The 23,840-nt window shown below is 42.2% G+C and carries 22 protein-coding genes; 8 read left to right on the forward strand and 14 right to left on the reverse strand.

Annotated features, from left to right (window positions below; all coding sequences use genetic code 11):
- Positions 1 to 3: 3 nt before the first annotated feature.
- From ACFSJE_RS00640 to ACFSJE_RS00650, 3 genes are read right to left on the reverse strand one after another with little or no spacing between them, the layout of a single operon-like run.
- Positions 4 to 1,710, reverse strand: coding sequence for a phospho-sugar mutase (locus tag ACFSJE_RS00640; RefSeq protein WP_379829030.1), 1,707 nt, complete (start codon positions 1,708 to 1,710; stop codon positions 4 to 6).
- A 59-nt stretch (positions 1,711 to 1,769) separates the two neighbouring features.
- Positions 1,770 to 2,717 (reverse strand): glycosyltransferase family 2 protein, encoded by a 948-nt coding sequence (locus ACFSJE_RS00645; RefSeq protein ID WP_379829031.1) that lies wholly within the window; start codon positions 2,715 to 2,717, stop codon positions 1,770 to 1,772.
- A gap of 42 nt (positions 2,718 to 2,759) precedes the next feature.
- Positions 2,760 to 3,281 carry a DUF4199 domain-containing protein gene (locus ACFSJE_RS00650; protein WP_379829032.1) on the reverse strand — a complete coding sequence of 174 codons (522 nt, stop codon included), beginning with the start codon at positions 3,279 to 3,281 and terminating at the stop codon, positions 2,760 to 2,762.
- Positions 3,282 to 3,440: 159 nt separating this feature from the next.
- On the opposite strand from ACFSJE_RS00650, the gene ACFSJE_RS00655 reads away from it, so the two are divergent.
- Both ACFSJE_RS00655 and ACFSJE_RS00660 read left to right on the forward strand, forming a co-directional pair.
- Complete coding sequence (locus ACFSJE_RS00655) at positions 3,441 to 3,710, forward strand: type B 50S ribosomal protein L31 (RefSeq protein ID WP_379829033.1); 270 nt, start codon at positions 3,441 to 3,443, stop codon at positions 3,708 to 3,710.
- Positions 3,711 to 3,792: 82 nt separating this feature from the next.
- Positions 3,793 to 4,968 carry a GlmU family protein gene (locus tag ACFSJE_RS00660; RefSeq protein WP_379829035.1) on the forward strand — a complete coding sequence of 392 codons (1,176 nt, stop codon included), beginning with the start codon at positions 3,793 to 3,795 and terminating at the stop codon, positions 4,966 to 4,968.
- Positions 4,969 to 4,983: 15 nt separating this feature from the next.
- On the opposite strand, the gene ACFSJE_RS00665 is transcribed toward ACFSJE_RS00660, so the two are convergent.
- The 5 genes from ACFSJE_RS00665 to ACFSJE_RS00685 all read right to left on the reverse strand — a co-directional run bounded on the left by ACFSJE_RS00665 (position 4,984) and on the right by ACFSJE_RS00685 (position 10,912).
- The gene (locus ACFSJE_RS00665) at positions 4,984 to 5,805 is read right to left on the reverse strand and encodes a peptidylprolyl isomerase (RefSeq protein WP_379829036.1); all 822 of its coding nucleotides are present in this window, start codon (positions 5,803 to 5,805) and stop codon (positions 4,984 to 4,986) included.
- Positions 5,806 to 6,038: 233 nt separating this feature from the next.
- Complete coding sequence (locus tag ACFSJE_RS00670) at positions 6,039 to 8,084, reverse strand: amidohydrolase family protein (RefSeq protein WP_379829038.1); 2,046 nt, start codon at positions 8,082 to 8,084, stop codon at positions 6,039 to 6,041.
- 69 nt (positions 8,085 to 8,153) lie between these two features.
- Complete coding sequence (locus ACFSJE_RS00675; protein WP_379829040.1) at positions 8,154 to 9,119, reverse strand: 2-hydroxyacid dehydrogenase; 966 nt, start codon at positions 9,117 to 9,119, stop codon at positions 8,154 to 8,156.
- 128 nt (positions 9,120 to 9,247) lie between these two features.
- Positions 9,248 to 10,183 (reverse strand): fibrobacter succinogenes major paralogous domain-containing protein, encoded by a 936-nt coding sequence (locus ACFSJE_RS00680; RefSeq protein ID WP_379829042.1) that lies wholly within the window; start codon positions 10,181 to 10,183, stop codon positions 9,248 to 9,250.
- 96 nt (positions 10,184 to 10,279) lie between these two features.
- Positions 10,280 to 10,912 (reverse strand): DUF2306 domain-containing protein, encoded by a 633-nt coding sequence (locus ACFSJE_RS00685; RefSeq protein ID WP_379829044.1) that lies wholly within the window; start codon positions 10,910 to 10,912, stop codon positions 10,280 to 10,282.
- Positions 10,913 to 11,116: 204 nt separating this feature from the next.
- Here ACFSJE_RS00685 and mtaB point away from each other — a divergent pair, with 204 nt between their 5' ends.
- Positions 11,117 to 12,445 carry a tRNA (N(6)-L-threonylcarbamoyladenosine(37)-C(2))-methylthiotransferase MtaB gene (gene mtaB, locus ACFSJE_RS00690; RefSeq protein ID WP_379829045.1) on the forward strand — a complete coding sequence of 443 codons (1,329 nt, stop codon included), beginning with the start codon at positions 11,117 to 11,119 and terminating at the stop codon, positions 12,443 to 12,445.
- Positions 12,446 to 12,496: 51 nt separating this feature from the next.
- On the opposite strand, the gene ACFSJE_RS00695 is transcribed toward mtaB, so the two are convergent.
- Positions 12,497 to 12,790 carry a GNAT family N-acetyltransferase gene (locus ACFSJE_RS00695; RefSeq protein WP_036385576.1) on the reverse strand — a complete coding sequence of 98 codons (294 nt, stop codon included), beginning with the start codon at positions 12,788 to 12,790 and terminating at the stop codon, positions 12,497 to 12,499.
- Between the two features lie 163 nt (positions 12,791 to 12,953).
- Here ACFSJE_RS00695 and ACFSJE_RS00700 point away from each other — a divergent pair, with 163 nt between their 5' ends.
- The 3 genes from ACFSJE_RS00700 (at position 12,954) to ACFSJE_RS00710 (ending at position 16,166) form a co-directional block, all read left to right on the forward strand.
- Entirely contained in the window at positions 12,954 to 13,616 is a 663-nt protein-coding gene (locus tag ACFSJE_RS00700) for an alpha/beta hydrolase (RefSeq protein WP_379829047.1), read from the forward strand.
- Positions 13,617 to 13,660: 44 nt separating this feature from the next.
- Positions 13,661 to 14,605, forward strand: a complete 945-nt coding sequence (locus tag ACFSJE_RS00705; RefSeq protein WP_379829049.1) for a lytic transglycosylase domain-containing protein — start codon at positions 13,661 to 13,663, stop codon at positions 14,603 to 14,605.
- Between the two features lie 76 nt (positions 14,606 to 14,681).
- Complete coding sequence (locus ACFSJE_RS00710) at positions 14,682 to 16,166, forward strand: cytochrome C (protein WP_379829051.1); 1,485 nt, start codon at positions 14,682 to 14,684, stop codon at positions 16,164 to 16,166.
- A 168-nt stretch (positions 16,167 to 16,334) separates the two neighbouring features.
- On the opposite strand, the gene ACFSJE_RS00715 is transcribed toward ACFSJE_RS00710, so the two are convergent.
- From ACFSJE_RS00715 to ACFSJE_RS00735, 5 genes are all read right to left on the reverse strand, one after another.
- Positions 16,335 to 16,994 carry a peptidoglycan DD-metalloendopeptidase family protein gene (locus ACFSJE_RS00715; RefSeq protein WP_379829053.1) on the reverse strand — a complete coding sequence of 220 codons (660 nt, stop codon included), beginning with the start codon at positions 16,992 to 16,994 and terminating at the stop codon, positions 16,335 to 16,337.
- A 146-nt stretch (positions 16,995 to 17,140) separates the two neighbouring features.
- Positions 17,141 to 17,998: an SDR family oxidoreductase gene (locus ACFSJE_RS00720; RefSeq protein ID WP_379829055.1), complete on the reverse strand. Its 858-nt coding sequence runs from the start codon at positions 17,996 to 17,998 to the stop codon at positions 17,141 to 17,143.
- A gap of 115 nt (positions 17,999 to 18,113) precedes the next feature.
- A complete protein-coding gene (locus tag ACFSJE_RS00725) occupies positions 18,114 to 18,695 on the reverse strand; it encodes a Crp/Fnr family transcriptional regulator (protein ID WP_379829057.1) in 582 nt (193 codons plus the stop codon).
- 316 nt (positions 18,696 to 19,011) lie between these two features.
- Positions 19,012 to 19,821, reverse strand: a complete 810-nt coding sequence (locus ACFSJE_RS00730; RefSeq protein WP_379829058.1) for a S1 family peptidase — start codon at positions 19,819 to 19,821, stop codon at positions 19,012 to 19,014.
- 200 nt (positions 19,822 to 20,021) lie between these two features.
- The gene (locus ACFSJE_RS00735) at positions 20,022 to 20,537 is read right to left on the reverse strand and encodes a DUF2892 domain-containing protein (protein ID WP_379829060.1); all 516 of its coding nucleotides are present in this window, start codon (positions 20,535 to 20,537) and stop codon (positions 20,022 to 20,024) included.
- 172 nt (positions 20,538 to 20,709) lie between these two features.
- Between ACFSJE_RS00735 and rpmH the strand changes: the two genes are divergently transcribed.
- Positions 20,710 to 20,868 carry a 50S ribosomal protein L34 gene (gene rpmH, locus ACFSJE_RS00740; RefSeq protein ID WP_072882462.1) on the forward strand — a complete coding sequence of 53 codons (159 nt, stop codon included), beginning with the start codon at positions 20,710 to 20,712 and terminating at the stop codon, positions 20,866 to 20,868.
- Positions 20,869 to 20,965: 97 nt separating this feature from the next.
- A complete protein-coding gene (carB, locus tag ACFSJE_RS00745; protein WP_379829062.1) occupies positions 20,966 to 23,818 on the forward strand; it encodes a carbamoyl-phosphate synthase large subunit in 2,853 nt (950 codons plus the stop codon).
- The last annotated feature ends 22 nt before the right edge of the window (positions 23,819 to 23,840 follow it).

The raw sequence follows: 23,840 nt of genomic DNA on the forward strand, positions 1-23,840 counted from the left end.
CACCTACAAATTCAATTCAGAAAGGATGCCATCAATTTTGGTATCCAACTGCGAATTTACGGATTTATAATCCTCTGCCTTATCTAATTTTGCGTTGGTGCTGATGTAAAATTTCACCTTGGGCTCTGTGCCGCTAGGTCTGGCCGCGATTCGCGTGCCGTCCTCGGTTTCATAAATCAATACATTGGATTTGGGCAAATGCATGGTTCGTTCCTCGCCAGTTTGCACATTTTTGGCAACGGAAGTGTTGTAATCCTCTATCCACAGCAATTTAGAACCTTGTACGGATTCCACCGGATTTTCTTTAAAGTCGATGAGCATTTGTTTGATTTCTTCGGCACCGCTCATTCCTTTTTTGGTGAGGGAAATCAATTTCTCTTTATAAAAACCAAATTGCACGTAGGCGTCAATCAAATCTTTGTAAAATGAACTGCCATTGGCCTTAGCGTTGGAGGCAATCTCACAAGCCAGTAGGGTAGAGGTGACCGCATCCTTATCTCGGACAAAATCACCGACCATGTAACCAAAACTTTCTTCTCCACCTCCAATAAATTTGGAGTTGGGGAAGTCCTTGATCATTTTGCCTATCCATTTAAAACCGGTAAGGGCCGTTTTAAACTCAACACCATACGCTTTGGCCATTTGCTCCATCATGGGTGTGGAAACAATGGTTGTCGCAATAAATTCATTGCCCTTAAAGCCTTTTTCCTTGTATTGGTCCAAAAGGAACTTGGTCATCAACACCATGGTTTGGTTTCCATTGAGGAGTTCCATTTTGCCTTCCAGATTTCGAACAGCGATACCGAGTCGGTCACTGTCCGGGTCGGTTCCCACCACCATGTCGGCCCCTATTTCTTCAGCCTTTTTAATGGCCATTGCCAGTGCTTCAGGTTCTTCGGGATTGGGCGATTTTACGGTAGGGAAACCACCGTCAGGCTTTGCCTGCTCTTCAATAATGGTAACGTTCTTATATCCAGCACGTTTCAGCACTTCTGGAATGGCTGTGATGGAGGTCCCATGCAATGAGGTGAATACAATTTTAAAATCGTCTTTTCCCTTGGCATCAAAACTTCCGTTTTCTACGGATGCCTTGAAAAAGGCTTCATCAACTTCTTTATCAATGAGATGGATGAGGCTTTCATCGGCTTTGAAATTGATATCCTCAAAAGAAAGGGAATCAATCTCCGCGATGATTTCACCATCTTGTGGAGGGACAATCTGTCCGCCATCGGCCCAATACACCTTATAACCATTATACTCTGGTGGATTGTGGGAAGCGGTCAAAACAATACCTGCATGACAGCCCAAATAACGCACTGCAAACGAAAGTTCCGGAGTGGTTCGCAATTCTGAAAATAGGTGCACCCTGATTCCATTAGCAGAAAAAACCTCCGCCACTGTGCGGGCCAACGTATCCGAATTGTGCCTGCAATCGTAGGCAATCACAACTTTAAGGTCGCTATCGGTGTATGATTTTTTCAAATAATTGCTGAGGCCTTGGGTGTTCTTTCCCAGGGTATACCTGTTGATTCTGTTGGTTCCCACACCCATAATCCCACGCATACCTCCAGTACCAAATTCCAAATCCTTATAAAAACGTTCTTTGAGTTCTTCCGTATCATTTTCTATAAGATGTTGAATCTCTTTTTTTGTGCTTTCGTCAAAAAAATCAGTTAACCAAGCTTGCGCTGCAGAAGTAATGGAATCCATATAGAATATGCTTGTTTAGTAAGGTTTAAAAATACAAAGATTATGCGTTTTGGAGGGTGCTAAATGTTTATTTTATCCGAAATGGAATAGCGGGTATCGTTTTTTCGGGACCGCACCATGATTTCACCGATAAAACCGGCCAAAAACAATTGTGTTCCTATGATCATGGCTGTTAAAGCGATAAAAAATTGAGGTCTATCGGTAATCAATCGACCAGTGGGATGGAAAAACAGCTTGTCAATTCCCAAATAGAGGGCAAATCCAAAACCGACAATGAACATGAGGACGCCTAAGGCGCCAAAAAGATGCATGGGCTGACGTCCGAATTTGGATACGAACCAAATGGTAATCAAATCTAAAAAACCATTGATGAAGCGCTCCGCCCCAAATTTAGTGGTTCCGTATTTTCGGGCCTGATGCTGCACTACTTTTTCGGTGATATTGGAAAAGCCTGCATTTTTGGCCAATACGGGGATATATCGATGCATTTCACCGTGAACTTCAATGTTTTTCACCACCCTGCCATCAAAAGCTTTGAGGCCGCAATTAAAATCGTGCAGTTTTACCCCGGAGGTTCTTCGGGCCGCCCAATTAAAGAGTTTGGAGGGAATGTTTTTGGCAAGGATGGAATCGTACCGCTTCTTTTTCCATCCCGAAACCACATGGTCACCGTTTTGGGTGATCATGTGGTAGAGTTCCGGAATCTCTTCGGGATTGTCCTGAAGGTCGGCATCCATGGTAATGACTACATCCCCCTGCGCTGCTTTAAAACCGGCGTGTAGGGCTTGTGACTTACCGTAATTTTTTAGAAATCGGATACCTTTTACATGCTCATTTTTTTCCGAAAGCTCTTGGATGGTCTCCCAAGAACCATCGGTACTGCCATCGTCAATAAAAATGATTTCATATAAAAAATGATTGGATTGCATCACTTGTACAATCCAATCATGTAGTTCGTTGAGCGACTCTTGCTCGTTAAGTAAAGGAATTACAATGGAAATTTGCATTGCTTGTTTCTCGAATTCCCCTCAAAAATAGTACTTTTTGATTTAGTATTCCGGCTTGGATTTTTTTAGGATAAGTCCAGTGATAAGCCCCGCGACCAAACCAATGACGCAACTAAATATTAATCCGATAGGATATCTTAACCACCCCAAGTTTTTCTGCATGGCCACCCCTTGTTCCCATTGTTCCTCTGTCATTGATGGATTTTGCTCAAACGCCTTCGGTTTTGCCATCTCTATGGCTTTGTCCATGAAATCAGGCTCAATAAAATTGATGAGTACATACTGGTACAGCAAGGAAATAATAGTGGAAACTAAAGCAATCCCCACGCCAATTTTAAGAGCTTCCGAAATGGTCAGGTAGCCACCATTGGCTTTTTTGTACGCATTGATCCCAAGAAAAATGGCCGCCAGGCTCAACAGGACAGATATGACAATAACGGGCGTGCTCATTTCGTAATGCATTTTTTGGGTGTAGAGCATTACTCCGAATACTACTGAAACCAGACCTAGCAGAAGGCCGTAGTTTAGCATAAATTTACTGGCTTTTGGTTGTTGTTCTTCCATTTGTTTATTTTTGTGTTGATTACGGTTTGTTAGTGAGGGCAAAGCAAATTTTGTTACACTTAAAGGTAGTTTTTTTCTTTTTTTCTTTTTTCAGTTGGAGGAATCAAAGAAATCCTTAAATTTGCACCTCGAAAATTCTGAGATTAAGTAGTTAAGACGATGAAAAAAGGTGTACACCCAGAGAATTATAGATTAGTGGCTTTCAAAGACATGTCCAATGAAGACGTGTTCATCACTAAATCCACTGCAGAGGCAAAAGAAACCATCAGCATTGATGGGGAGGAGTATCCTTTGGTAAAGTTGGAGATTTCAAGAACTTCACATCCATACTATACCGGTAAAACCAAATTGGTGGATACCGCAGGTAGGATTGATAAGTTCAAGAACAAGTACAAGAAATTCAGTAAAGACGAGAAGGAGACCGAGTAGGTTTAACTTTTTGACGAAATATATGGACGCTCCTGATGATTTTCAGGGGCGTTTTTTATTTTTATACCATCAACACTGAGCCATGAACTACATTCTTTCAGACGGAACCCATAGAGAATCCCTGTTTCCCTTTACGTTCACAAGGCCTGTAGCTGAGATACGGGTCGGCATCCTTACCATTCGGGAAAAATGGGAAAAATGGCTGAATGCTTCGGTCAGTGTGAAGACGGAAGAATATCTTTCCACCAAGTTTCCACTAAAAACAGCTTCCGAGAATGTAGTGATAAATGCCAACTATCTTCCTGATTCGGATTTGGCAGGTGCGATCCAAAAACTCAAAATGGGTGAGGCTCTCATGGATGGAGATACGTTTATTGCTTATGGAAGTCAAGACGTTAATGCCAGTTTTGAAGTTTCAAAATTCACAACCATTTCGTATCAACCCAAAGGGTTGACCATCAAAAATACCTGGGACATTTTTTCAAAAAATGGGGAAGCGATTCAATCTGATTTTGACATTCTGACCGCAGGGCGGAAAAGCCAACCCATTTCCAGTACCAATCAAGTGCTGAATCCTGAAAATATCTTTTTGGAGGAAGGCGCAAAAGTGGAGTTTAGTATTCTGAATGCATCAACCGGGCCTATTTATTTGGGAAGGAATACCGAAATCATGGAAGGTTGCATTATTCGCGGCGGTCTCGCACTCTGTGATGGGGCTATTTTAAAGATGGGCGCCAAGATTTATGGTCCTACCACGGCCGGACCCGGCTGCAAATTGGGTGGTGAGGTCAACAATTCGGTATTGTTCGCCTATTCCAACAAAGGCCATGAAGGATTTTTAGGCAATTCCGTTCTTGGGGAATGGTGTAATATTGGAGCGGATACGAATACCTCCAACCTAAAGAACAATTACGCGCCCGTGCGTTTATGGGATTACAGAACCGAAGGGTTTGCCAAAACAGGACTTCAATTTTGTGGACTGATGATGGGTGATCACAGCAAATGTGGCATCAATACCATGTTCAATACAGGTACTGTGGTAGGTGTGAGCGCCAATATTTTTGGAAGTGGCTTCCCGCGGAACTTTGTTCCCAGCTTTAGCTGGGGTGGCGCCTCAGGATTCACTACCTACCAAATCCCAAAAGCCTTTGAGACGGCTACCGCTATGATGAACCGTAAAGGCATCATCTTTGATGAGCAAGAGCAGGAAATTTTAAAGCACGTTTTCGACCTGACCCAAAAGTGGCGGAAGTATTGACGGTTTTACATCTAATTACTCCAACACCTTTGCACTGATGATATAAATATTTTCCAAAGGGCGATCACGATCATTTACTTCCGCAGCAGCTATGGAATCCACAACAGGCATGCCACTGATCACCTCCCCGAATACGGTATAGTTTTGATCTAAATGGGTGTTGCCTCCTAAAGTTCTGTAGACCTCTCTATGATGTTCGGGAATCACATACGGCGTGAATTCAAATGATTTGGCCAACGAGCGGATGGTGTCCTTAAGGACGTTAAATTGTCTCCAATTATTCTCGTTTTCGGCGGACAGCAAAGAATCTTTCCACATTTTATTTTCCTCGGCATGAATAAAATAGTATTCTTGAAGCCAATCGTTTATTCTCTTTTCATCACTGGTGATAAGGCTGTCTGACCGAGGACCTCTTTGCACAATGGCAAATGAAAGCGCGGCGGACCCTCGTTCCACATTATCCGTTCTCGCAGCACTTATGGCACCTCGCTTATGAAACAACGAAGTATCCAGCTCAGCGGGTACCAAATAATCCACCGCTTTAAGATCCGAGGAATCCATCTTGGCCATTTTTAGGCTATCGTAAGCCCCAGCTTGAACCACAAAATCGTTGATCACACGATGGAATAACATGCTGTCCAAGCGTCCTTCATTGACAATTTTGATAAAATTATCGCGATGCAATGGGGTTTTGTCCGATAATTCAAGGACAATGAGGCCTTTGGTGGTATTCAGTTCAACTTTTACAGGTTCAGGTTGATTTTCAACGACGGGCTCTGATTTCGGTTTGCAATTGAGGACGGTTAAAAGGGCTAAAAGAAAAAGGAATGGTTTCACAAAATTTGGTTTAAAGGGGGTTAAAATAGGGTTTGGTTATTAGGTTGCTTCCATCTTTGGAAACACAGCTTTAAAGATAGGAATCTGGTTTAAGGATTTAGAACAATCCGCCGTGAAGTTTATCTAAAGATAAATCGTCATTAATACATTGTGAAGCAATATTTTATAAGTTTTATCAACAAAAAAACCAGTAACAAAATCGCTACTGGCTTTCAAGTTATATTGATTTGTGACTATTCCTTCACCTCGGGTTTTTCGGTAAAAGCGGTGATGCCAAAGGCTGGATACACCTCGGTGGGGTAATAGAAAGTCCCGCCTTTGGAAACCATTGAGATGGTCTTAATGGCTTTGATGTCTTCCACGGGATTACCGGGTACCAAAAAGAAATCGGCCAATTTACCGGGTTCAATACTGCCCAAATCTTCTTTGCCTAAATAGTGGGCCATATCATAGGAAGCCAGTTTTAAGAGTTCCGCAGGGGTGTAGCCCAATTGTTGGTGATACAGTTCCAACTCGCGGTGGAGGTTAAAAGCTCCACCTAAATCGGTTCCGGCCACGATTAAAATCCCTTTGTCCTTCATTAGTTTCAAGGTTTCCACAATTTTATTGTAAGCTTCCCGGTAGGCTTTGTCCTCTTCGTCGTCTGCAATTTGCGCAAGAGCGACTTTCATGCTGCGTTGTTCGTTCGGCGGCATGTGGTCGATATAGTCAACAGCGCCGGGCGTTACCTCTCCGTTTCGGGAGAGCATCAACATTTCATGAATCGCCAAAGTCGGGTCGATAGCCGTTTTGTTGGCCACGAACAAATCCAAGGTTTCTTGCACTTTTGGACTGTTCAAATCCAATTGTGGGAAGCGTTTCATTGCGGTAAGACGCAGCAAGGTACGGGTGTCTTCCTCAGGCTCCAAAACCCAGCCCAACATGGTCTGGTTAATGTGTGTCATTTCATCAAAACCAGCATTCAACATGGCATTTGCATTGGAAAATGCGGGAACGTGTCCTGTAACAAAAAGACCTTTGTCATGGGCTTTTTTCACGATATCCGGAGCCCAGTCGCCATTCATGCTGTTGTAGAGCTTTACACCATAAAATCCAAGACTGTCATAGGTGTCCACAGCGGCCAAGGCCTCTTCCTTACTTTGAACCACGATACCGTTGTTGGCATTGAATTGACTTTTTCCTTCAATAAAACCCAATCGGGTTACGCGTGGACCGGCCAAAACGCCAGAGTTGATTTTTTCAATCAAACTGCTCAATACTTCATTGTCATTTCCCATATCCCGGAATGAAGTTACCCCGGCCAACACATTCAGCAAGGCACCTTCGTCACCAGTGTGGGCATGCATTTCAAAAAGCCCGGGAACCAAAGTGCCACCATTGCCTTCAATTTCCACTTCGCCCTCCGCGGAAGCATCAGCTGCCTCAATGGCAGAAATTTTTTCACCTTCAACCACTACGGAAACGGGTTCTGTGAGCGACGAGGTCTTGGGGTCGAACACTCGTACGTTGCGGATACGGACTTTGCCTTCATAATTATGGGCGAATTCTTTTTGCAGATTTTCATAACGTGCCGCTGAATAATTTTCAGCCAGTTGGCGCATATCTTTTTCCACAGCTTCAAAACCTTCACGAATAGCAATATAGCGAGGGTCAATAAAAGCAAAGAATTTATTGGCATCATCCAAAATAAAATAGGTTGGGTTGAGCTCTGCACCGGAAATGGCATAGGTGGTCAGTGGCAATTCCCCGTCGCCTGATGGCAAAGGAACGCTCAACGTCTCCATTTTTGTCAGGGTTACGTTACCAGCAGGAAGCACGGGCAAGGTGTTTTCGGGAGCGTTCAGCAATAATCTGGCTGCCAAAACAAGGGTGTATGGACTTCCAAATTGGTTGACATAAAGCTGGGGTGTATCCATAGTTGCGCTGCCGGAACCTGTAGCATCGGTCCACGAAGCGTTTTGCCCTTCAAGAGTGAAATGTTCATCAACCGCATTGCCAAAAGTGGTATTACCGATCACCTCCCAATTCACAGGGAAGCCTTCTGCATTGAGAACGATGGTCTCTTTCATGGTTGGACCACGGCCGTTGTTTTTATAATCGTAATCGATATGGATAGTGTCCCCAGAAATATGGGTATTGAGGTATCCCACCTTGTTTTCGCCCATGATAACGCTGAAGGTTTCATCACCTTGATAATCGGCGAGGGAAGAGGTGGTTTCTTTTTTGCAGGAATGGCTCGCCAAGATAACGAGACCTAAAAGTAACAAACGGAATTTCATAGTAGTCGGATTTTAGTGATGGCTGAAGGTATGGATTTTTAGCCAATGCATCCGACATTTTATGGGCATCTAGGTCACTGGATAGGGTATTTTGCCGGTCTTGTAGAAATCAATGATGTTTTGGGCGGACATGCGAGCCATTTCATTGCGGGCTTCCACGGTGGATGAACCAATATGGGGCAATACGGCCACATTTTCCATTTGAAGCAGCGGGTTGTCCGATTGCATGGGTTCTGGGTTGGTGACATCCAATCCTGCACCCCAGATGTCTGCATTTTTTAGGGCATCAATTAAATCTTCTTCATTGTGGATTCCACCGCGTCCGGTATTGATGAAAATAGCACCGCTCTTCATTTTGATAAAGGCATCCTTGTTGAATAAACCTTTGGTTTCCTCGGTCAAATTGCAGTGCACGGATAGCACATCGCTTTGTTTCAGTAATTCATCAAAGGAGACGTATTGTGCATTGAGGGTTTCTTCAGCCTGTTGATTTCTGGATCTATTGTGATAAAGGATATCCATGTCATAAGCCGCTTTGCAACGCTTGGCCATGGCCATTCCAATGGTTCCAAGACCCAAAACGCCTAATGTTTTGCCTCTGAGTTCAAAACCAAGATTAGCTGTGGGAACAAAATGGTTCCACTGACCTTTTTCAATGGTTTTGTGCATGTAGATCATTTTTCGGGACACCATGATCATCAGTCCGAAGGCAACATCCGCTGTGGCATCCGTCATAGCCCCTGGGGCATTGCCAATGACAATGCCTTGTTTTTTTGCGGCTTCCACATCAATATTATCATAGCCCACAGCAAATTGCGAAATAATGTCCAAATGCTTACAGCGCTCCAAAAAGTGTGCATCGATTTTATTGGAACCAGTGCTGAATAGGGCATCGTAGTCTTGACAGATGTTTATTAATTCTTCTTGGGGAATGGGATTGTTGCTTTCGTTAATGGTGATTTCAAATCCCGCTTCGTGTAGCATGTCAATAGCCAACTGGGGATACTTTAAACTGAGGAAAACTTTTTTTGGCATGTTGGCTTAGGGTACTTTTAGCTTAAAGATACTGTTTTTGGGTTTTTAAATTTTCACCGTGGATAGATTCCACAAATAGAACATGGTTAGTTAAATAAGCCGGATTATGACGAAGTTGGCGCTTTGATTCAATTGCCCAATGCAATGGAAAAAGTGCCTTGACTTATGGGGATTATTTCAGAAGAATTGGTGTCGCTATTAGTCAAAATGCCAGAGAATGTACCTTCAATATGACTGGTACTGTAATTGGTAATGGAAAGTTCCAATTCCTCTGTAATATATGTTTTGGTATCGTTTGAAAATTCGGTCAGCTCTTCGGTGACCACATACCTAAGTTCTCCAGATGCATCTGGGATGTCATCCGCGAGAAAGTCGTCCAAATTGATGGTGAGTTGTGCCCATTCCTCATCTTTGGTTCCAGTTAGATTGTAAGCATGTATGGTAAGGGTGCCATTGGTTTCAGAATAATTGAAATAGTCCCCAAAATTATAAGTTGTATCGCTGGATTGAAATTCAAAAGTACCTGTATTGGTTGGTTCTTTCTGAACGCAACGGCATCTCATGGAGAAGGACTTTAGGTTGGGGCCCATGACCACCGCTGGTGGATTTCCAATTCCTCCATAATCCGAAGAAAAGAAGCCAATGAACGAGGAACGAATTGTGAAGGATTCTTCCCAAGCAGGGGTAGAGGTCCAATAATTGGCATCTGAAGTGGCATGGAACCCAGTTGGGTCCACCAAATTTTCAAAGCCTTCTTCTGGATTGCCCAAGGCAGTGTCGTAGAAATAATAACCACCGTTGTTTTCGGCCAACACTTTCCAATCTTCATTTGAGGCCAATTGCCACCCTTCAGGACAAGCAGAAAGTGCCTCGTAAAAGGTGTAGGTTGTCTTTCCATTTAATTGAAGGTCTTCGGTTAACCAAATGGTTCCGTTGAATTCGCTCCATTGGTATTGTTTTCCATCTCTGGAGTCGGTTATGGAGCCTTCCAGAAAACCATCATCATTTTTACAGGAAATGAAGACAATGACAACGCTAAAACAAATGTACAAACAACACTTCATGGTTTGAAGATAGTGAAATTTAGCCTTCAAACCTTATGTAGCTCCGATTTTTTACTCCGTTAAAGACCTAAATAATAGTAAATTACTGATCTAAAATCAGGCTAAGGCAGCCTCTTTCCTTCGTAATCGTTTTATGATAAAATACCCCACGATAAGGTTAGGAACCCAGCTCAGCCAGGCTACGATGTAATATGCAGAAATAAAATCCCCTGTGACTGCTTGTAAAATTGGAAGCCAAATCCTCAAGGTTACCGCCGAAAAACAAACGGCATAGCTGTAGATCATAAAGTTTTGATGGGACTTAATGTTGCCATTTCGTATGGCATTGTATGCCAACAGGGTAGTGGTCAGCCATACTAGACCACTCATTGAAAACCCTATCACATTTGAGATTCCTCCAGTAGCGAATTGGGCAATATAAACACCACATACCCCGCTAATTAAAACGGTGACCACATAAATTTTACCAATGGTTCGGTGCAGTTGTATTCTTTTTCTTCTGAGTTTGGAGCTGAATTGCATCCAGCCAATCAATAAAGCAATCCCACCCAGAACAATATGTCCGTAAAAACCAATATTCCACAATTGGTCGGCCAATACTTCTTTGGTTTTGGATGATAATAACCCAAAATGTCGGTCAATCAAGAAGTAGATAACCGGATATAATCCAACCATAATACATAAACTGGCAAATACCCACCAAGTAACTTTATTGATTGCTTTCTTCATGTTTTACTGTTATTGTTCGAGGTTAAAACTGCACTTTTTTTTGGAAAGACAGCTAATTATTTGGAAACTAATATACTGTAAAATGCGAATGCTGCCAGAGCATTGGAAAGTATCCCTAGGTACTTTGCTGATGCCAATTGCCCATAACTATTATAACTGTCAACAAATCATTATCTTTGCGCCCCTGAAACAAGAACTGGTTTAATGAACAAAAAAGTCGCTTTTTATACACTAGGCTGCAAACTCAATTTCTCTGAAACTTCGACCATTGCCCGAAGTTTTGAAAAGGAGGATTTTGAGCGAGTGGACTTTTCGGAGAGCGCTGACATTTATGTCATCAACACCTGTTCTGTGACCGAAAATGCGGATAAGCGCTTCAATACCATTGTAAAACAAGCCCAAAAGGCCAATCCAGAAGCCTTTGTGGCAGCAGTGGGGTGTTATGCCCAGCTGAAACCAGAGGAGTTGGCGGCTGTTGATGGGGTTGACCTGGTATTGGGTGCGACCGAAAAGTTCAAGATTACCGATTACTTGAACGACCTTGCCAAAAATGATAAAGGAGAGGTGCATTCCTGCGAAATTGAGGAAGCAGATTTCTATGTTGGGAGCTATGCCATTGGTGATCGTACCCGTGCATTTTTAAAAGTTCAGGACGGCTGTGATTACAAATGTACCTACTGTACCATTCCGTTGGCGCGAGGCATATCACGTAGTGATGCCTTGGAAAATGTACTTCACAACGCCCGTGAAATTGCTTCAAAAGATATAAAGGAAATTGTGTTGACAGGTGTAAACATCGGTGATTATGGTAAAGGAGAGTTTGGAAACAAACGGCATGAGCATACCTTTTTGGATTTGGTAAAGGCGTTGGACCAAATTGATGGGATTCACCGATTGCGGATTTCCTCCATTGAACCCAATCTCTTGAAGAACGAAACCATAGATTTTGTGGCCCAGAGCACTTCGTTTGTGCCCCATTTTCATATTCCCTTGCAAAGCGGTAGCGATGAAATCTTAAAGCTGATGCGTCGTCGTTATTTGTCCAATTTATATGTGGATAGGGTAAAACGCATTAAGGAAACCATGCCTCATGCTTGTATTGGTGTGGATGTTATTGTGGGATTTCCGGGAGAAACTGATGAGCATTTCTTGGAGACCTATCATTTTTTGAATGAGCTGGATATTTCCTATCTCCATGTTTTTACCTATTCTGAGCGAGATAATACCGTGGCGGCGGAAATGGACCAAGTGGTTCCCCAAAAAGTACGAAGCAAACGCAGTAAAATGTTGCGTGGACTTTCAGCCAAAAAGAGACGCTCTTTTTATGAAAGTCAACTTGGGAGTGTTCGGACAGTTCTTTTTGAAGGCGAGAACAAATCCGGCTACATTCACGGCTTTACTGAAAACTATGTCAAGGTAAAAGCCCCATGGAATCCAGAATTGGTCAATACCCTACACCAAGTAGAACTCACCAGTATTGATGAGGACGGTTTGGTCCGTTTTGAGTTTGTTCCCACTTCAGTTTTGGCATAAAAAAACCTCTCATTCCTGAGAGGTTCAAATCTTTTTGGTTGTAGTAGTTGGTCAGATACGGATGCCTACGGGCAGCATCTCCTTGTATTGTCTGTTCTTCCTCAAAAAACCAGCAATATGAGGGCTAGTAGGCACCACTCTTAGGTTTTTCTCTTGAATTTCATTAAGAACCGCTTTGATAAAAGCTTCTTTAAAGCCTTCTTGCGTAATTTCTTCTGGGATTACCAGTTTCGTCAAAAATACTTTACGCTCTTGGGAAGAGTATTCAATTTTGGCTAAATGCCCATTAACCCTAGTTTCAAATTGGCGTAAGAAACTATTGTCGTTAATTTCCATTTCTGTCATATAGTACTGTTTTTAAATTGACACCGTACAATTACCAAAACGGTAATGCTTTGTTTTTCCCTTTTAGAAAAAATGCTCAGATAGGCGGGGCTAGTTACAAAAGGGATACAAAATTAGTCAAAATATTGTTAATTTCCTAGAGCTTATCGATATTTGGTGCCAAATGCCCGATAACAAAATCCATGTTTACTTGATGCCGGGGATGGCTGCCAATCCATCCATTTTTGATGGGATACAGCTTCCTGTGGACATTTTTGAGACCCACGTCTTATCGTGGTTTCTTCCGGAAAAGGGAATGGACTTGGAGCACTATGCCCAAGAAATGTGCGCGAAAATCAAGCATCCCAATCCTGTGCTTTTGGGGGTGTCCTTTGGGGGGATGTTGGTTCAGGAAATGGCAAAAATCATTCAGACGAAAAAGGTGATAGCGGTGTCATGTGTAAAAACTAAGGATGAGCTCCCCAAACGGATGATTTTCGCTAAATACACCAAGGTGCACAAGCTGTTGCCCACAGGTTTGGTGAATAATGTGGAGCTTTTGGCCAAGTACGCTTTTGGTGAAACGGTGACCAAACGGTTGGACCTTTACGAGAAATATCTTTCGGTGAGGGATAAGCATTATATCGACTGGTCCATAGACCAAATTGTGAATTGGAAACAGACTAAACCACCCAAAAATCTCGTTCACATCCATGGAGAAAGAGATGCTGTTTTCCCCATTATCAATATCAAAAATTGCATTACAGTGAAGAACGGAACGCATACCATGATCATTCACAGGGCAAAATGGTTCAATGAAAATCTCCCCGCGATTATTTTAGATTGAGAGGCGCTAAATAGTATCTTTACAGTAGAATTAAACAAATTGTTATGAAAATCATCAAAAATATATTAGCAGGAATTGGATTATTAGCAGTGGTGAGCACCCTTATTTTTGCGGTGCAGTCGAGTGATTCTGAAGAAAAGCCAGTCGTGACCGAAAATCCTCCCAAGGATAAAAATGTAGCAGAAGGATACCGAATAACAGCGATAGACATTCCTGAAGATTTAAATTTTGCGGGAGAAGATGTACCTCAGGATGACCCAGAAATCATGGAACGCGTAGATCGCGAATTTTTGGTGAATACCTATTGGCAATCCAACGCCGTGTTATTGATAAAACGTGCCAACAAATATTTCCCCATAATTGAACCTATCTTGGCCAAAAATGGAATTCCAGATGATTTTAAGTATTTGGCGGTGGCCGAAAGTGGACTGGAAAACTTGGTGTCTCCAGCTGGAGCCACTGGTTTTTGGCAAATCATGAAAGGAACAGGGAGAGAATATGGGTTGGAGGTTAACGATAATGTGGACGAGCGTTATCACGTTGAAAAATCCACTCAAGTAGCCTGTGATTACCTAAAAAAATGGAAGGAACGCTTCGGTACATGGACATTGACCGCTGCAGCTTACAATGCAGGACCGGCCGGAATCCAAAAGTATATGGGGATTCAGCAGGTTGATGATTACTACGATTTGCTCTTGGGCCAAGAGACGGGCAGGTATGTGTTCAGAATATTGGCTATCAAGGAAATCATCTCCCATCCAGAGAAATACGGATTTGAGGTGGATCAAAAGGACATGTATGAAAAAGTGCCCACCTTTACGGTAGAAGTGGATTCTGCTGTGACCAGTTGGGCGGATTTCGCACAGCTCTACGAAATCAATTATAAAGTACTCAAAAGGCACAACCCATGGTTGCGAGAGCCCCATCTAAATAATAGTTCCCGAAAAAACTATTCCATAGAAATCCCCAACAAAGGATACTATAGATAACATTTTTCAGGATTACTTGCGGGGCATTTATTGCGCAACTTGGTTACGTATTGGAAACTAAATAGAAACTATACGAATGAAGAAGCAAGTAGTTATCAGTATTGCTATTATTGGCCTGTTTTTGGTTGGATTTCAAGTAGTGAACAACCAACTCCACTTATTACAATCTCCCGGTGCGGTAGTGGAAAATTATGTTGAGCCCGATTATGGTTTGGGTTCAAGCCATGTGGATTCCCTTCTACCTTTTCCTGATTTAAAAAAAGGGGAGCGTACCCCTTTTGATCTTTGGAAATATGGAGGAAAAGGAAAAACATCCTTCACAACGCCCGATCTTCCTATGTCATGGGATGAGTGGATGGCTTTCCACAAGAAGCAGAAGCCAGAGCTTATGGCCGATGTAAAGAAATACATGGATTCTCGCTACGATTTTAATGGAGAAGTTCATAAAGGCGAATTCATGTCCGGAGGTCGAAATCCCATTATGAAGGGGCCCATTGCTAGACTTCCCAAGGGGATTTCTACCTATGAGGACTTAGCAAAACTATCGGCCACGGAAATCAAGGAACGGGATTTATTCCCATTCAAACCCTTGGCACACCCGTTGGCCACTACGGCCCACATGGTGTTTCCAGACAATTGGAATGAAGTCCATCCAGAGCACCTAAGAATTGATGTAGATCATGATTTCCCCATTGAGTATTTGCCGGAGTTTCCACCACCAATGTTTTTGACCACACACAAAGAATTGGGTGATGTCACCAAGGGCAGGGAAGTGACCATTGCCAATTACTGGGAAATTTTTGATGGGTTGTTGACTCCAGAGCAAATGGAAGGCTTGAAGGAACTGTTGAAACCCACGCCCACTACATGGTTCAATCATACCACACACAGGGTAACCCCTGAACCGAGTGCAGGGGTGGCCTGCTTCTCTTGCCACGTCAACGGACATACCAATGCCGCCTTTGAATTGGGGCCTGACAGTCGACCCAACTTGGCCCGGCTACGGGTGGGAACACCTTCCATGCGTGGAAATTTTAATTTGATGCAATTGTCTTCCAAACGTTCCATACGGAGTATGGACCACTTTGCAGAAGTTGAGGAGTATTTTGATGGTGACCCGGGAATGCAACAGCATATTGGTCCGAGAAGCCAGAAAAGGGAAACTACCAATCGTATGGGGGACTTTAATTCGATATTGGATTTTTCACCCGCACCCAAATTGGATGCCATGGGCAATCTGATTCCTGAGAAAGCATCCAAGCAGGAGTTGATGGGTGAGAAATTATTCCGAGGCAAGGCCAAATGCGCTCAATGTCATTATGGACCCGCTTTTGTGGACGATTATATGCACGACCTTCAAGTAGAGCGCTTTTACAAGGGACGCCCTGAAGGACCTATTAAAACGTTCCCACTGCGCGGAATAAAAGATTCCCCGCCGTATTTGCATGATGACCGTTTACCTACTTTAGATGATGCCACCGAATTCTTTAACCTCGTTTTGGAATTGGGTCTTAACAAAGAAGAAAAGGAGGCCATAACGGCGTATATGATGTGTTTATAAGTAAAAGAAGGAGCCAACTCCAAACTCCTGAGAAATAGAATTTGCACTTGCCCGTCTGCCTACGGCAGAGGTTTTATAATATGCGATTTCTACAACCGCTTTCGCATTGCCCAATGTACAAGCTATTATGGAATTGGATCCTTGGGAAATAGGTTCTTTGGTGGTTTTTTAGTAGTTGAACAGAAAGTAAGGTGAAGGAAAATAGGTTTCCACTTTTGGTAATAATTCTGGCGAGATATATCCCCAACTAGAATACCCATCGTCGATGGCTTTTTGGGTAAGGATTTGTAAATGAACATGACAAAACCAGCCACCGCTATCACTTTCTTTCCCTATGGTTGCAAACTTTTGACCGGCTTTGATTTGGTCTCCAACATTTACCAAGTGTGGGGTTTTCAAATGCCCATATAACGAATAAAAAACGACTCCATTGATATCATGTTTAAGTATGATATAGCCCCCATAATTGCCAACAGTGGTTTCTTTGCCGATTTTATATACTTCAGAATCGAGGGGAGCAAACATAGGGGTGTCGTAAGGAACAACAATATCCAGCCCCAAATGATAGTACCGTTTTTCCTCAATAATATTGGGATATGCCCGTAGGAGACTTTTTCGTTCCTCCAAGTATTTGCCTATACCCCATTGGTGGGATGATGCCTCCAGTTCTTCAAAAATCATGGCGTTGAACTCCTCGAAATCGAAAAGGTTATATTCTAAAACTTTTGGATTGTTGGACGAAAAATCAAAGATGTATGGTTTCCCTTTTAGGAAATTTCCAAACAAGGGATGGATGGTAACACCGTTAAGGTTTAGTGGATAGTACATATTTAAAACATGGCGTTCACAAATGTATCCTAATATACTATTGTTTCAATAATGTTTTCTAACAGATGCTTAAACCGGTGTGAGACGGTGTAAAAAAAAGTGGCTCCTAGCCACTTTTTTATCTTCATATTTAAAATTTAAATGATTTATCCACTGTATTTAGCCAACCATTTCTCTTTGATTTCCGCTCTTGCATTTATAAACTCCACATCTGTTCCCTGTGCGATGGCATCCAGCGGGTAACGCAAAGGGCGTGTTCCATTTTGCATGGAAACCAATTCTAAAATACCATCTGCGATTGTTTGAGGGTTCATGTCAAATTCTGCCATTTTCCCAAACAAACTGGTCCCAATGGCATTGAACATTTCGGAAGCTACGGGCTCGTAAGCTTCGGCAATGTTTTGTTTGTCGGCAGAAACCCCTGTTTTGCTGCCATTGTTCATTTCGGTAGGGTAAACCCCTGGTTGAATGGTGACGTTTTCAATATTGAATTGGGCCAATTCTGCCTGTAGTCCCTCGGCGATACTTTCCACCCCAAATTTGGAAGCCAAATATGGAACCATAAAAGGAAGGGTATGTCCGCTGGCACCTGAGGTAAGGTTAATAATCAATCCTGATTTTGCTTTTCGCATACTGGGTAATACGGCTTGGTACGTACGCACAACTCCGTAAAAATTCACCTCAAACATTTTTTTGATTTGGTCTATCGAGTAGGCTTCAAACAATCCGAATCCGGAAACACCTGCGTTGTTTACCAACACGTCTATTTTTCCATGTTTTGCCAACGTTTTGTTGAACGCGTTGGCGACGGAATCGTCATCGGTTACGTCTATTTCCACTACTTCCACATTGGGTAAGCTGGCAAGTTCTTTTGCCACCACTTCATTTTTTCCTGTTGTGCCACGCATCCCTGCGATTACGGTATAACCTGCATCGGCAAGGGTTATCGTTGTAAGTTTGCCAAACCCTGTACTTGTTCCGGTAATAAAAACTGTCTTATTCATCTTTAAAAATTTAATTGTTATTGAATACTGCAAAGATGGATTCGACGGGAGCCTATTTCCATTGATAAATGCTTGAAAAAAAAGCAAACAAATGTCAATGGATTTTAGACAGAAACTAGTTTTTCTTGATGGAATTTCGTCTTAAACGGGTCAAAGTTTCGGGTGTAATACCAATATAGGAAGCAATCATGTGTTGCGGAATGCGATTGCTGATTTCCGGAAACTTCTTCAGGAAATCTTGATATTTTTCCTCAGCAGAAAGACTTATTTGGGTATGGATACGGCCTTGCGAAACAATAAAACTCTTTTGAAGGATGGCATTTACCATATCGTTGAGTTGTGGTATGTTCTTGCACAGGGTTTCAAAATTCGTTTTTTCAATGAGAATGATTTCCGAGTCTTCAATAGCATCAATATTGAATTGTGATGGTATGCCATCCATCAGGCTTGCTCTATCCCCGGTCCAATAATTTTCTGGTGAAAAGCTCATGATGTGTTCTTGTCCATCTTCATTGATGGAATAGGATTTTAAAAGTCCACTAGATACAAAAGCATTGTATTTCCATACATCACCCTGTTGCAGGAGATATTGTCTTCTTCGGAGTTTTTTCTCAATGGCCACTGAACGAATCATTTCAACCTCCTTAGCGGAAAGATGAATTTTATCTTGTAGATATTTTAGGAAGAAGTCAAACATCGTTCATGGTTTCGGGTAAACTTCTGGGATGCTACTATATACTTACGGGTAAATGAAACCTTTTAAGCTAGCAGATAGGAGGGAAGTTAAACTTTTTAAGACAAAATCGCAGAAGAAATTACATCACAAAAAGAAATGATTACTCAAAAACTGGATATGCGATACTGGAAAAGCTATGGTACGATTGGGCGGTGAGTTCGTCTGATTTGTTGATGGCGAACCGTCACCGAGTCATAAACTATCCGGGATGAATAAGTGATTGCTACATGTGGGCACTTTTTTGTTGGGCTTAAGTAGATATAGTGCTTATCTAGTGCTATGCAAATTTGATTTCATCTTTGCAATTGCCATCTATGATTTGGTCGATTACCTCCTTTTTCCATACAATGCCAAGTTGAGCATCCAATTCTGATTTACCGATTATTCTTCCGGAGTAGATCCCAACAAAATTTTCTACTGTGCCAAGAATGGAATCCAGAGATACTTTGCCACCTACCACACCATGAATCCCCGATCTTCTAAAAATGACTGGAGATCCAGACATTCCACTTTTTCCAGCTGTGTCTACCAAAAATTTTGGTAGAGAATCAATATGAAGGTCAGGTTCGGTGGCAATACTTCCCCTCTTCCAAATCGGAAAACGACCACCTCCTTTTAAACTATATGGAAATCCCAATATAAAAATATCGTCTGCCACTTTTGGTTCAATGTCGTCAAACTCAATTTTATTCAGAGGTTTTAATATGATTTCTTGCTCTGAATCTATTTCTATCTCGATTGCAGCAACATCAATTTTATGCTTATGGTCAGGATGTACTAACCATTGAGCTTTGTTATTTTCATATAGGTTTACACCAAACTCTTTCCACTGAATGTGAGGCTTCTCCTGAATTAGAAGAGAAAAAGTAACAACATTTGGGATACCGCCATGTCTAGAAATGGACTTTTTGGTTTCTGGATTAAGGCCGGTGAAATTGTGCCAATTCGTAACTAAATAGTATTGCTTATTCCTTTCGTAGATGAATCCAGTTCCAGAGGCCAACTTTTGCTTTGTTTCATCCAGATACATTGAAATTGGAATGCTGACATATGAAAGTTTATCTACTCTGACCTTTCTTGGTTCCATTTAATTCCGCATAACTTTAAGATTATGAATCCATTTCAATACTTCAGCTGTGCTCAGTACAAAGTGATCGACATTTGGGATTTCTGCCAATTTGCAGACCAGAGTGAAGTTAACCTTTTTTACCATAAAATGAATAAGAACGCCTATGGTCTCCCTTTAAGGGAAAGCTTGTAAAGGGGTTTAAAGTTGGATTTTTACCGCTAGATTTTCTTCATCTGCTGCTGCATCATCTTGATCTGTTCGGTAAGCATGTTGTTTTTGTCCAACTTTTTGGCTTCCCCTAACAATTGGGTGGCTTCGCGCTTTCTGCGTTTTTGCATGGCAATACCGGCCAAGCTCAATTTGGTCATGGCCACATCATAATCCATGGTAAGTCCAAATTTCAGGGCCTGCTTAAAGTACTTTTCCGCTTGGGTAAGGTTCTTTTGGGAGTAGATGATACCATGTAGGTAATTGTAGTACCCTTCTTGCTTTTTGATCAGGGCCGCGGATGGATTTTTGATTTTGTCCAACCACTTTTGAGTACCTTCCATATCTTGTTTGCGCATTCTAAGGAAAGCCAACAAAATCATCTCGTTTCTAAAATAAAGGAAAATGAAAATCAACGAAAACAAAATCAAGGCAATTCCGTTGCCAATATTCCCTTCAATAAATTGATAAATGGCGTATCCAATGATCAATGCTGCGATGAAAAGTTTGATGTTTTTGTTGAACATAGTTGCGAGTTGATTTTTACCTTTTGTTTAGCGCTGGCAAAAGTACTAAAAACTAATTTAAATATTTTTACGGTTGACTTGTCAAAATAAAAAGTCTTTGTATATTTGCGCCCAGAATTTTTCGGGAAGAGATGACCTTCCCACGAACAAAATCCATTAAAAGAGTTCCGAAATGAAAAGAACGTATCAGCCGTCAAAAAGGAAGAGAAGAAACAAGCATGGTTTTAGGGAGCGCATGGCGACTGCCAATGGTAGAAAAGTTCTTGCGAGAAGAAGAGCCAAAGGAAGAAAAAGATTAACGGTTTCCTCCGAGCCAAGACATAAAAAATAATGACTGTATTTTAGTTTTAAATTAAAGGTGTTACTTTTCCAGTAGCACCTTTTTTTTGAAATGTCAGCAAAGAAAACGAGTAACACCCTATATAAAAATGCCTAAAAGAAAAGATTTAAAATCCATTTTGATTATTGGTTCTGGCCCTATCATCATTGGCCAGGCATGTGAGTTCGATTATTCTGGTTCCCAAGCACTAAGGTCGCTACGCGAAGATGGTATAGAAACCATCTTGATCAACAGTAACCCGGCTACCATCATGACAGACCCTGCGATGGCAGACCATGTGTATTTGAAACCGTTGACCACCAAATCAATTGTTGAGATTTTAAAGAAACATCCTAATGTAGATGCCGTTTTGCCCACCATGGGAGGTCAGACCGCATTGAACTTGTGTATTGAGGCGGATGAAAAAGGAATTTGGGAGGACTTTGGTGTAGAAATCATTGGTGTGGATATCGATGCTATAAACATCACCGAAGACCGTGAGAAGTTTCGGGAATTGATGTTGAAAATAGGTGTTGGAATGCCACCCCAGGCTTCGGCAACATCCTTTTTGAAAGGAAAAGAAATTGCGCAGGAGTTTGGTTTTCCGTTGGTTATTCGTGCTTCGTTCACCCTTGGAGGTGCTGGGGCAGGTATCGTTTATGACCCAGAACATTTTGATGACATGTTGAGCCATGGTCTGGAAGTATCGCCTATTCACGAAGTGATGATAGACAAGGCATTAATGGGGTGGAAGGAATATGAGTTGGAGTTGCTTCGCGATAAAAATGACAATGTGGTCATTATCTGTACCATTGAAAATATGGACCCTATGGGCATCCATACCGGGGATTCCATCACCGTGGCGCCGGCAATGACCCTTTCAGATAGAACTTTCCAACGGATGCGGGACATGGCCATCCACATGATGCGAAGCATCGGCGATTTTGCGGGAGGATGTAACGTGCAGTTTGCGGTAAGCCCAGATGAAAAAGAAGATATCATTGCTATCGAGATAAACCCAAGGGTTTCCCGATCTTCAGCCTTGGCCTCTAAAGCAACAGGATACCCGATTGCGAAAATTGCGGCCAAATTGGCCATTGGGTACACCTTGGATGAATTGGACAACCAAATCACCAAGTCGACATCGGCCTTGTTTGAGCCCACTTTGGACTACGTCATTGTAAAAATTCCAAGATGGAACTTTGATAAATTCGAAGGTTCAGACCGAACTTTGGGACTTCAGATGAAGTCTGTTGGTGAAGTAATGGGTATTGGACGTTCGTTCCAAGAAGCGCTGCACAAAGCCACGCAATCCCTTGAAATTAAGCGAAATGGATTAGGTGCTGATGGAAAAGGGTATAAGGACTACGAAAAAATCATCAACAAATTAAAAGTGCCGAGTTGGGATAGGGTTTTTGTGATTTACGATGCCATTCAGTTAGGTATTCCGTTGAAACGCATCCATGAAATCACCAAGATTGACATGTGGTTCTTAAAGCAATACGAAGAGCTACATTTTTTGGAGATGGAAATTTCAAAATACACCATTGAAAGTCTTCCAAAAGCATTGTTGTTGGAAGCCAAACAAAAAGGATTTGCAGACCGACAAATAGCCCACATGTTGGATTGCTACGAAAGTGAAGTACATAGCAAGCGTACCGATTTGGGAATCAATAGAGTGTATAAACTGGTGGATACCTGTGCCGCAGAATTTAAAGCGGTAACACCATATTACTATTCCACTTTTGAAGAGGAGATTGAAACTCCCAGTGGTGAACGCTATGTGGCAAATGATAGTGTAGTAACCGATAAGAAGAAAATTGTGGTACTTGGGTCGGGCCCCAACCGAATAGGGCAGGGGATAGAGTTTGACTACTGCTGTGTGCATGGGGTTTTGGCGGCTGCGGAATGTGGTTATGAGACTATCATGATCAACTGCAACCCAGAGACCGTTTCCACCGATTTTGATACAGCGGACAAGCTCTATTTTGAGCCTGTTTTCTGGGAACATATCTACGATATCATTCGCCATGAAAAGCCTGAAGGCGTTATTGTACAGTTGGGTGGACAAACCGCATTGAAATTGGCTGAAAAGCTGGATAAATACGGAATCAACATCATAGGAACAAGTTTCCAATCCTTGGATTTAGCCGAGGATAGGGGGAGTTTTTCCACCTTGCTAAAGGACAATAATATTCCTTACCCAAGATTTGGGGTGGCCGAAACCGCTGAGGAAGCCTTGGATTTGGCCGAGGAGCTTAATTTCCCGTTGTTGGTAAGGCCTTCTTATGTACTGGGTGGTCAAGGGATGAAAATTGTGATCAACAAGGAAGAGTTGGAAGCGCACGTAGTAGATTTGCTTCGAAAAATCCCAAATAATAAATTGCTATTGGACCACTATTTGGATGGCGCCATTGAGGCGGAAGCTGATGCTATATGCGATGGTGAGGATGTGTACATCATCGGAATCATGGAGCACATTGAGCCATGCGGTATCCACTCAGGGGATTCCAATGCCACATTGCCACCTTTCAACTTGGGTGAATTTGTAATGCAACAAATCAAGGACCACACACGCAAAATTGCACTGGCCTTGAACACGGTAGGCTTGATCAACATTCAGTTTGCTATCAAGGATGATATCGTTTACATTATCGAAGCTAACCCAAGAGCATCCAGAACGGTACCTTTTATTGCGAAGGCCTATGGTGAGCCTTATGTGAACTTTGCTACGAAAGTGATGTTGGGCGAGAAGAAAATCAAGGACTTTACATTCAATCCACATTTGGATGGCTATGCGATAAAGCAACCGGTGTTCTCCTTCAATAAATTCCCGAACGTAAACAAAAACCTAGGACCAGAAATGAAGAGTACTGGAGAGAGTATCCTGTTTATTGATAGTCTTAAGGATGATGAGTTCTACAACTTGTATTCTCGAAGAAAAATGTATTTGAGTAAATAAGAAAAGTATAGACATAAAAAAA

Origin of the sequence: Flagellimonas iocasae (assembly GCF_042682725.1) — a bacterium.
Lineage (GTDB): Bacteria > Bacteroidota > Bacteroidia > Flavobacteriales > Flavobacteriaceae > Flagellimonas > Flagellimonas iocasae.

Excerpts from the sequence above, each read along its gene's own strand:
- ACFSJE_RS00640 (WP_379829030.1), bottom strand. The coding sequence starts at position 1,710 with ATGGATTCCATTACTTCTGCAGCGCAAGCTTGGTTAACTGATTTTTTT.
- ACFSJE_RS00645 (WP_379829031.1), bottom strand. The coding sequence starts at position 2,717 with ATGCAAATTTCCATTGTAATTCCTTTACTTAACGAGCAAGAGTCGCTC.
- ACFSJE_RS00650 (WP_379829032.1), bottom strand. The coding sequence starts at position 3,281 with ATGGAAGAACAACAACCAAAAGCCAGTAAATTTATGCTAAACTACGGC.
- ACFSJE_RS00655 (WP_379829033.1), top strand. The coding sequence starts at position 3,441 with ATGAAAAAAGGTGTACACCCAGAGAATTATAGATTAGTGGCTTTCAAA.
- ACFSJE_RS00660 (WP_379829035.1), top strand. The coding sequence starts at position 3,793 with ATGAACTACATTCTTTCAGACGGAACCCATAGAGAATCCCTGTTTCCC.
- ACFSJE_RS00670 (WP_379829038.1), bottom strand. The coding sequence starts at position 8,084 with ATGAAATTCCGTTTGTTACTTTTAGGTCTCGTTATCTTGGCGAGCCAT.
- ACFSJE_RS00675 (WP_379829040.1), bottom strand. The coding sequence starts at position 9,119 with ATGCCAAAAAAAGTTTTCCTCAGTTTAAAGTATCCCCAGTTGGCTATT.
- ACFSJE_RS00680 (WP_379829042.1), bottom strand. The coding sequence starts at position 10,183 with ATGAAGTGTTGTTTGTACATTTGTTTTAGCGTTGTCATTGTCTTCATT.
- ACFSJE_RS00685 (WP_379829044.1), bottom strand. The coding sequence starts at position 10,912 with ATGAAGAAAGCAATCAATAAAGTTACTTGGTGGGTATTTGCCAGTTTA.
- mtaB (WP_379829045.1), top strand. The coding sequence starts at position 11,117 with ATGAACAAAAAAGTCGCTTTTTATACACTAGGCTGCAAACTCAATTTC.
- ACFSJE_RS00695 (WP_036385576.1), bottom strand. The coding sequence starts at position 12,790 with ATGACAGAAATGGAAATTAACGACAATAGTTTCTTACGCCAATTTGAA.
- ACFSJE_RS00700 (WP_379829047.1), top strand. The coding sequence starts at position 12,954 with ATGCCCGATAACAAAATCCATGTTTACTTGATGCCGGGGATGGCTGCC.
- ACFSJE_RS00705 (WP_379829049.1), top strand. The coding sequence starts at position 13,661 with ATGAAAATCATCAAAAATATATTAGCAGGAATTGGATTATTAGCAGTG.
- ACFSJE_RS00710 (WP_379829051.1), top strand. The coding sequence starts at position 14,682 with ATGAAGAAGCAAGTAGTTATCAGTATTGCTATTATTGGCCTGTTTTTG.
- ACFSJE_RS00715 (WP_379829053.1), bottom strand. The coding sequence starts at position 16,994 with ATGTACTATCCACTAAACCTTAACGGTGTTACCATCCATCCCTTGTTT.
- ACFSJE_RS00720 (WP_379829055.1), bottom strand. The coding sequence starts at position 17,998 with ATGAATAAGACAGTTTTTATTACCGGAACAAGTACAGGGTTTGGCAAA.
- ACFSJE_RS00725 (WP_379829057.1), bottom strand. The coding sequence starts at position 18,695 with ATGTTTGACTTCTTCCTAAAATATCTACAAGATAAAATTCATCTTTCC.
- ACFSJE_RS00730 (WP_379829058.1), bottom strand. The coding sequence starts at position 19,821 with ATGGAACCAAGAAAGGTCAGAGTAGATAAACTTTCATATGTCAGCATT.
- ACFSJE_RS00735 (WP_379829060.1), bottom strand. The coding sequence starts at position 20,537 with ATGTTCAACAAAAACATCAAACTTTTCATCGCAGCATTGATCATTGGA.
- rpmH (WP_072882462.1), top strand. The coding sequence starts at position 20,710 with ATGAAAAGAACGTATCAGCCGTCAAAAAGGAAGAGAAGAAACAAGCAT.
- carB (WP_379829062.1), top strand. The coding sequence starts at position 20,966 with ATGCCTAAAAGAAAAGATTTAAAATCCATTTTGATTATTGGTTCTGGC.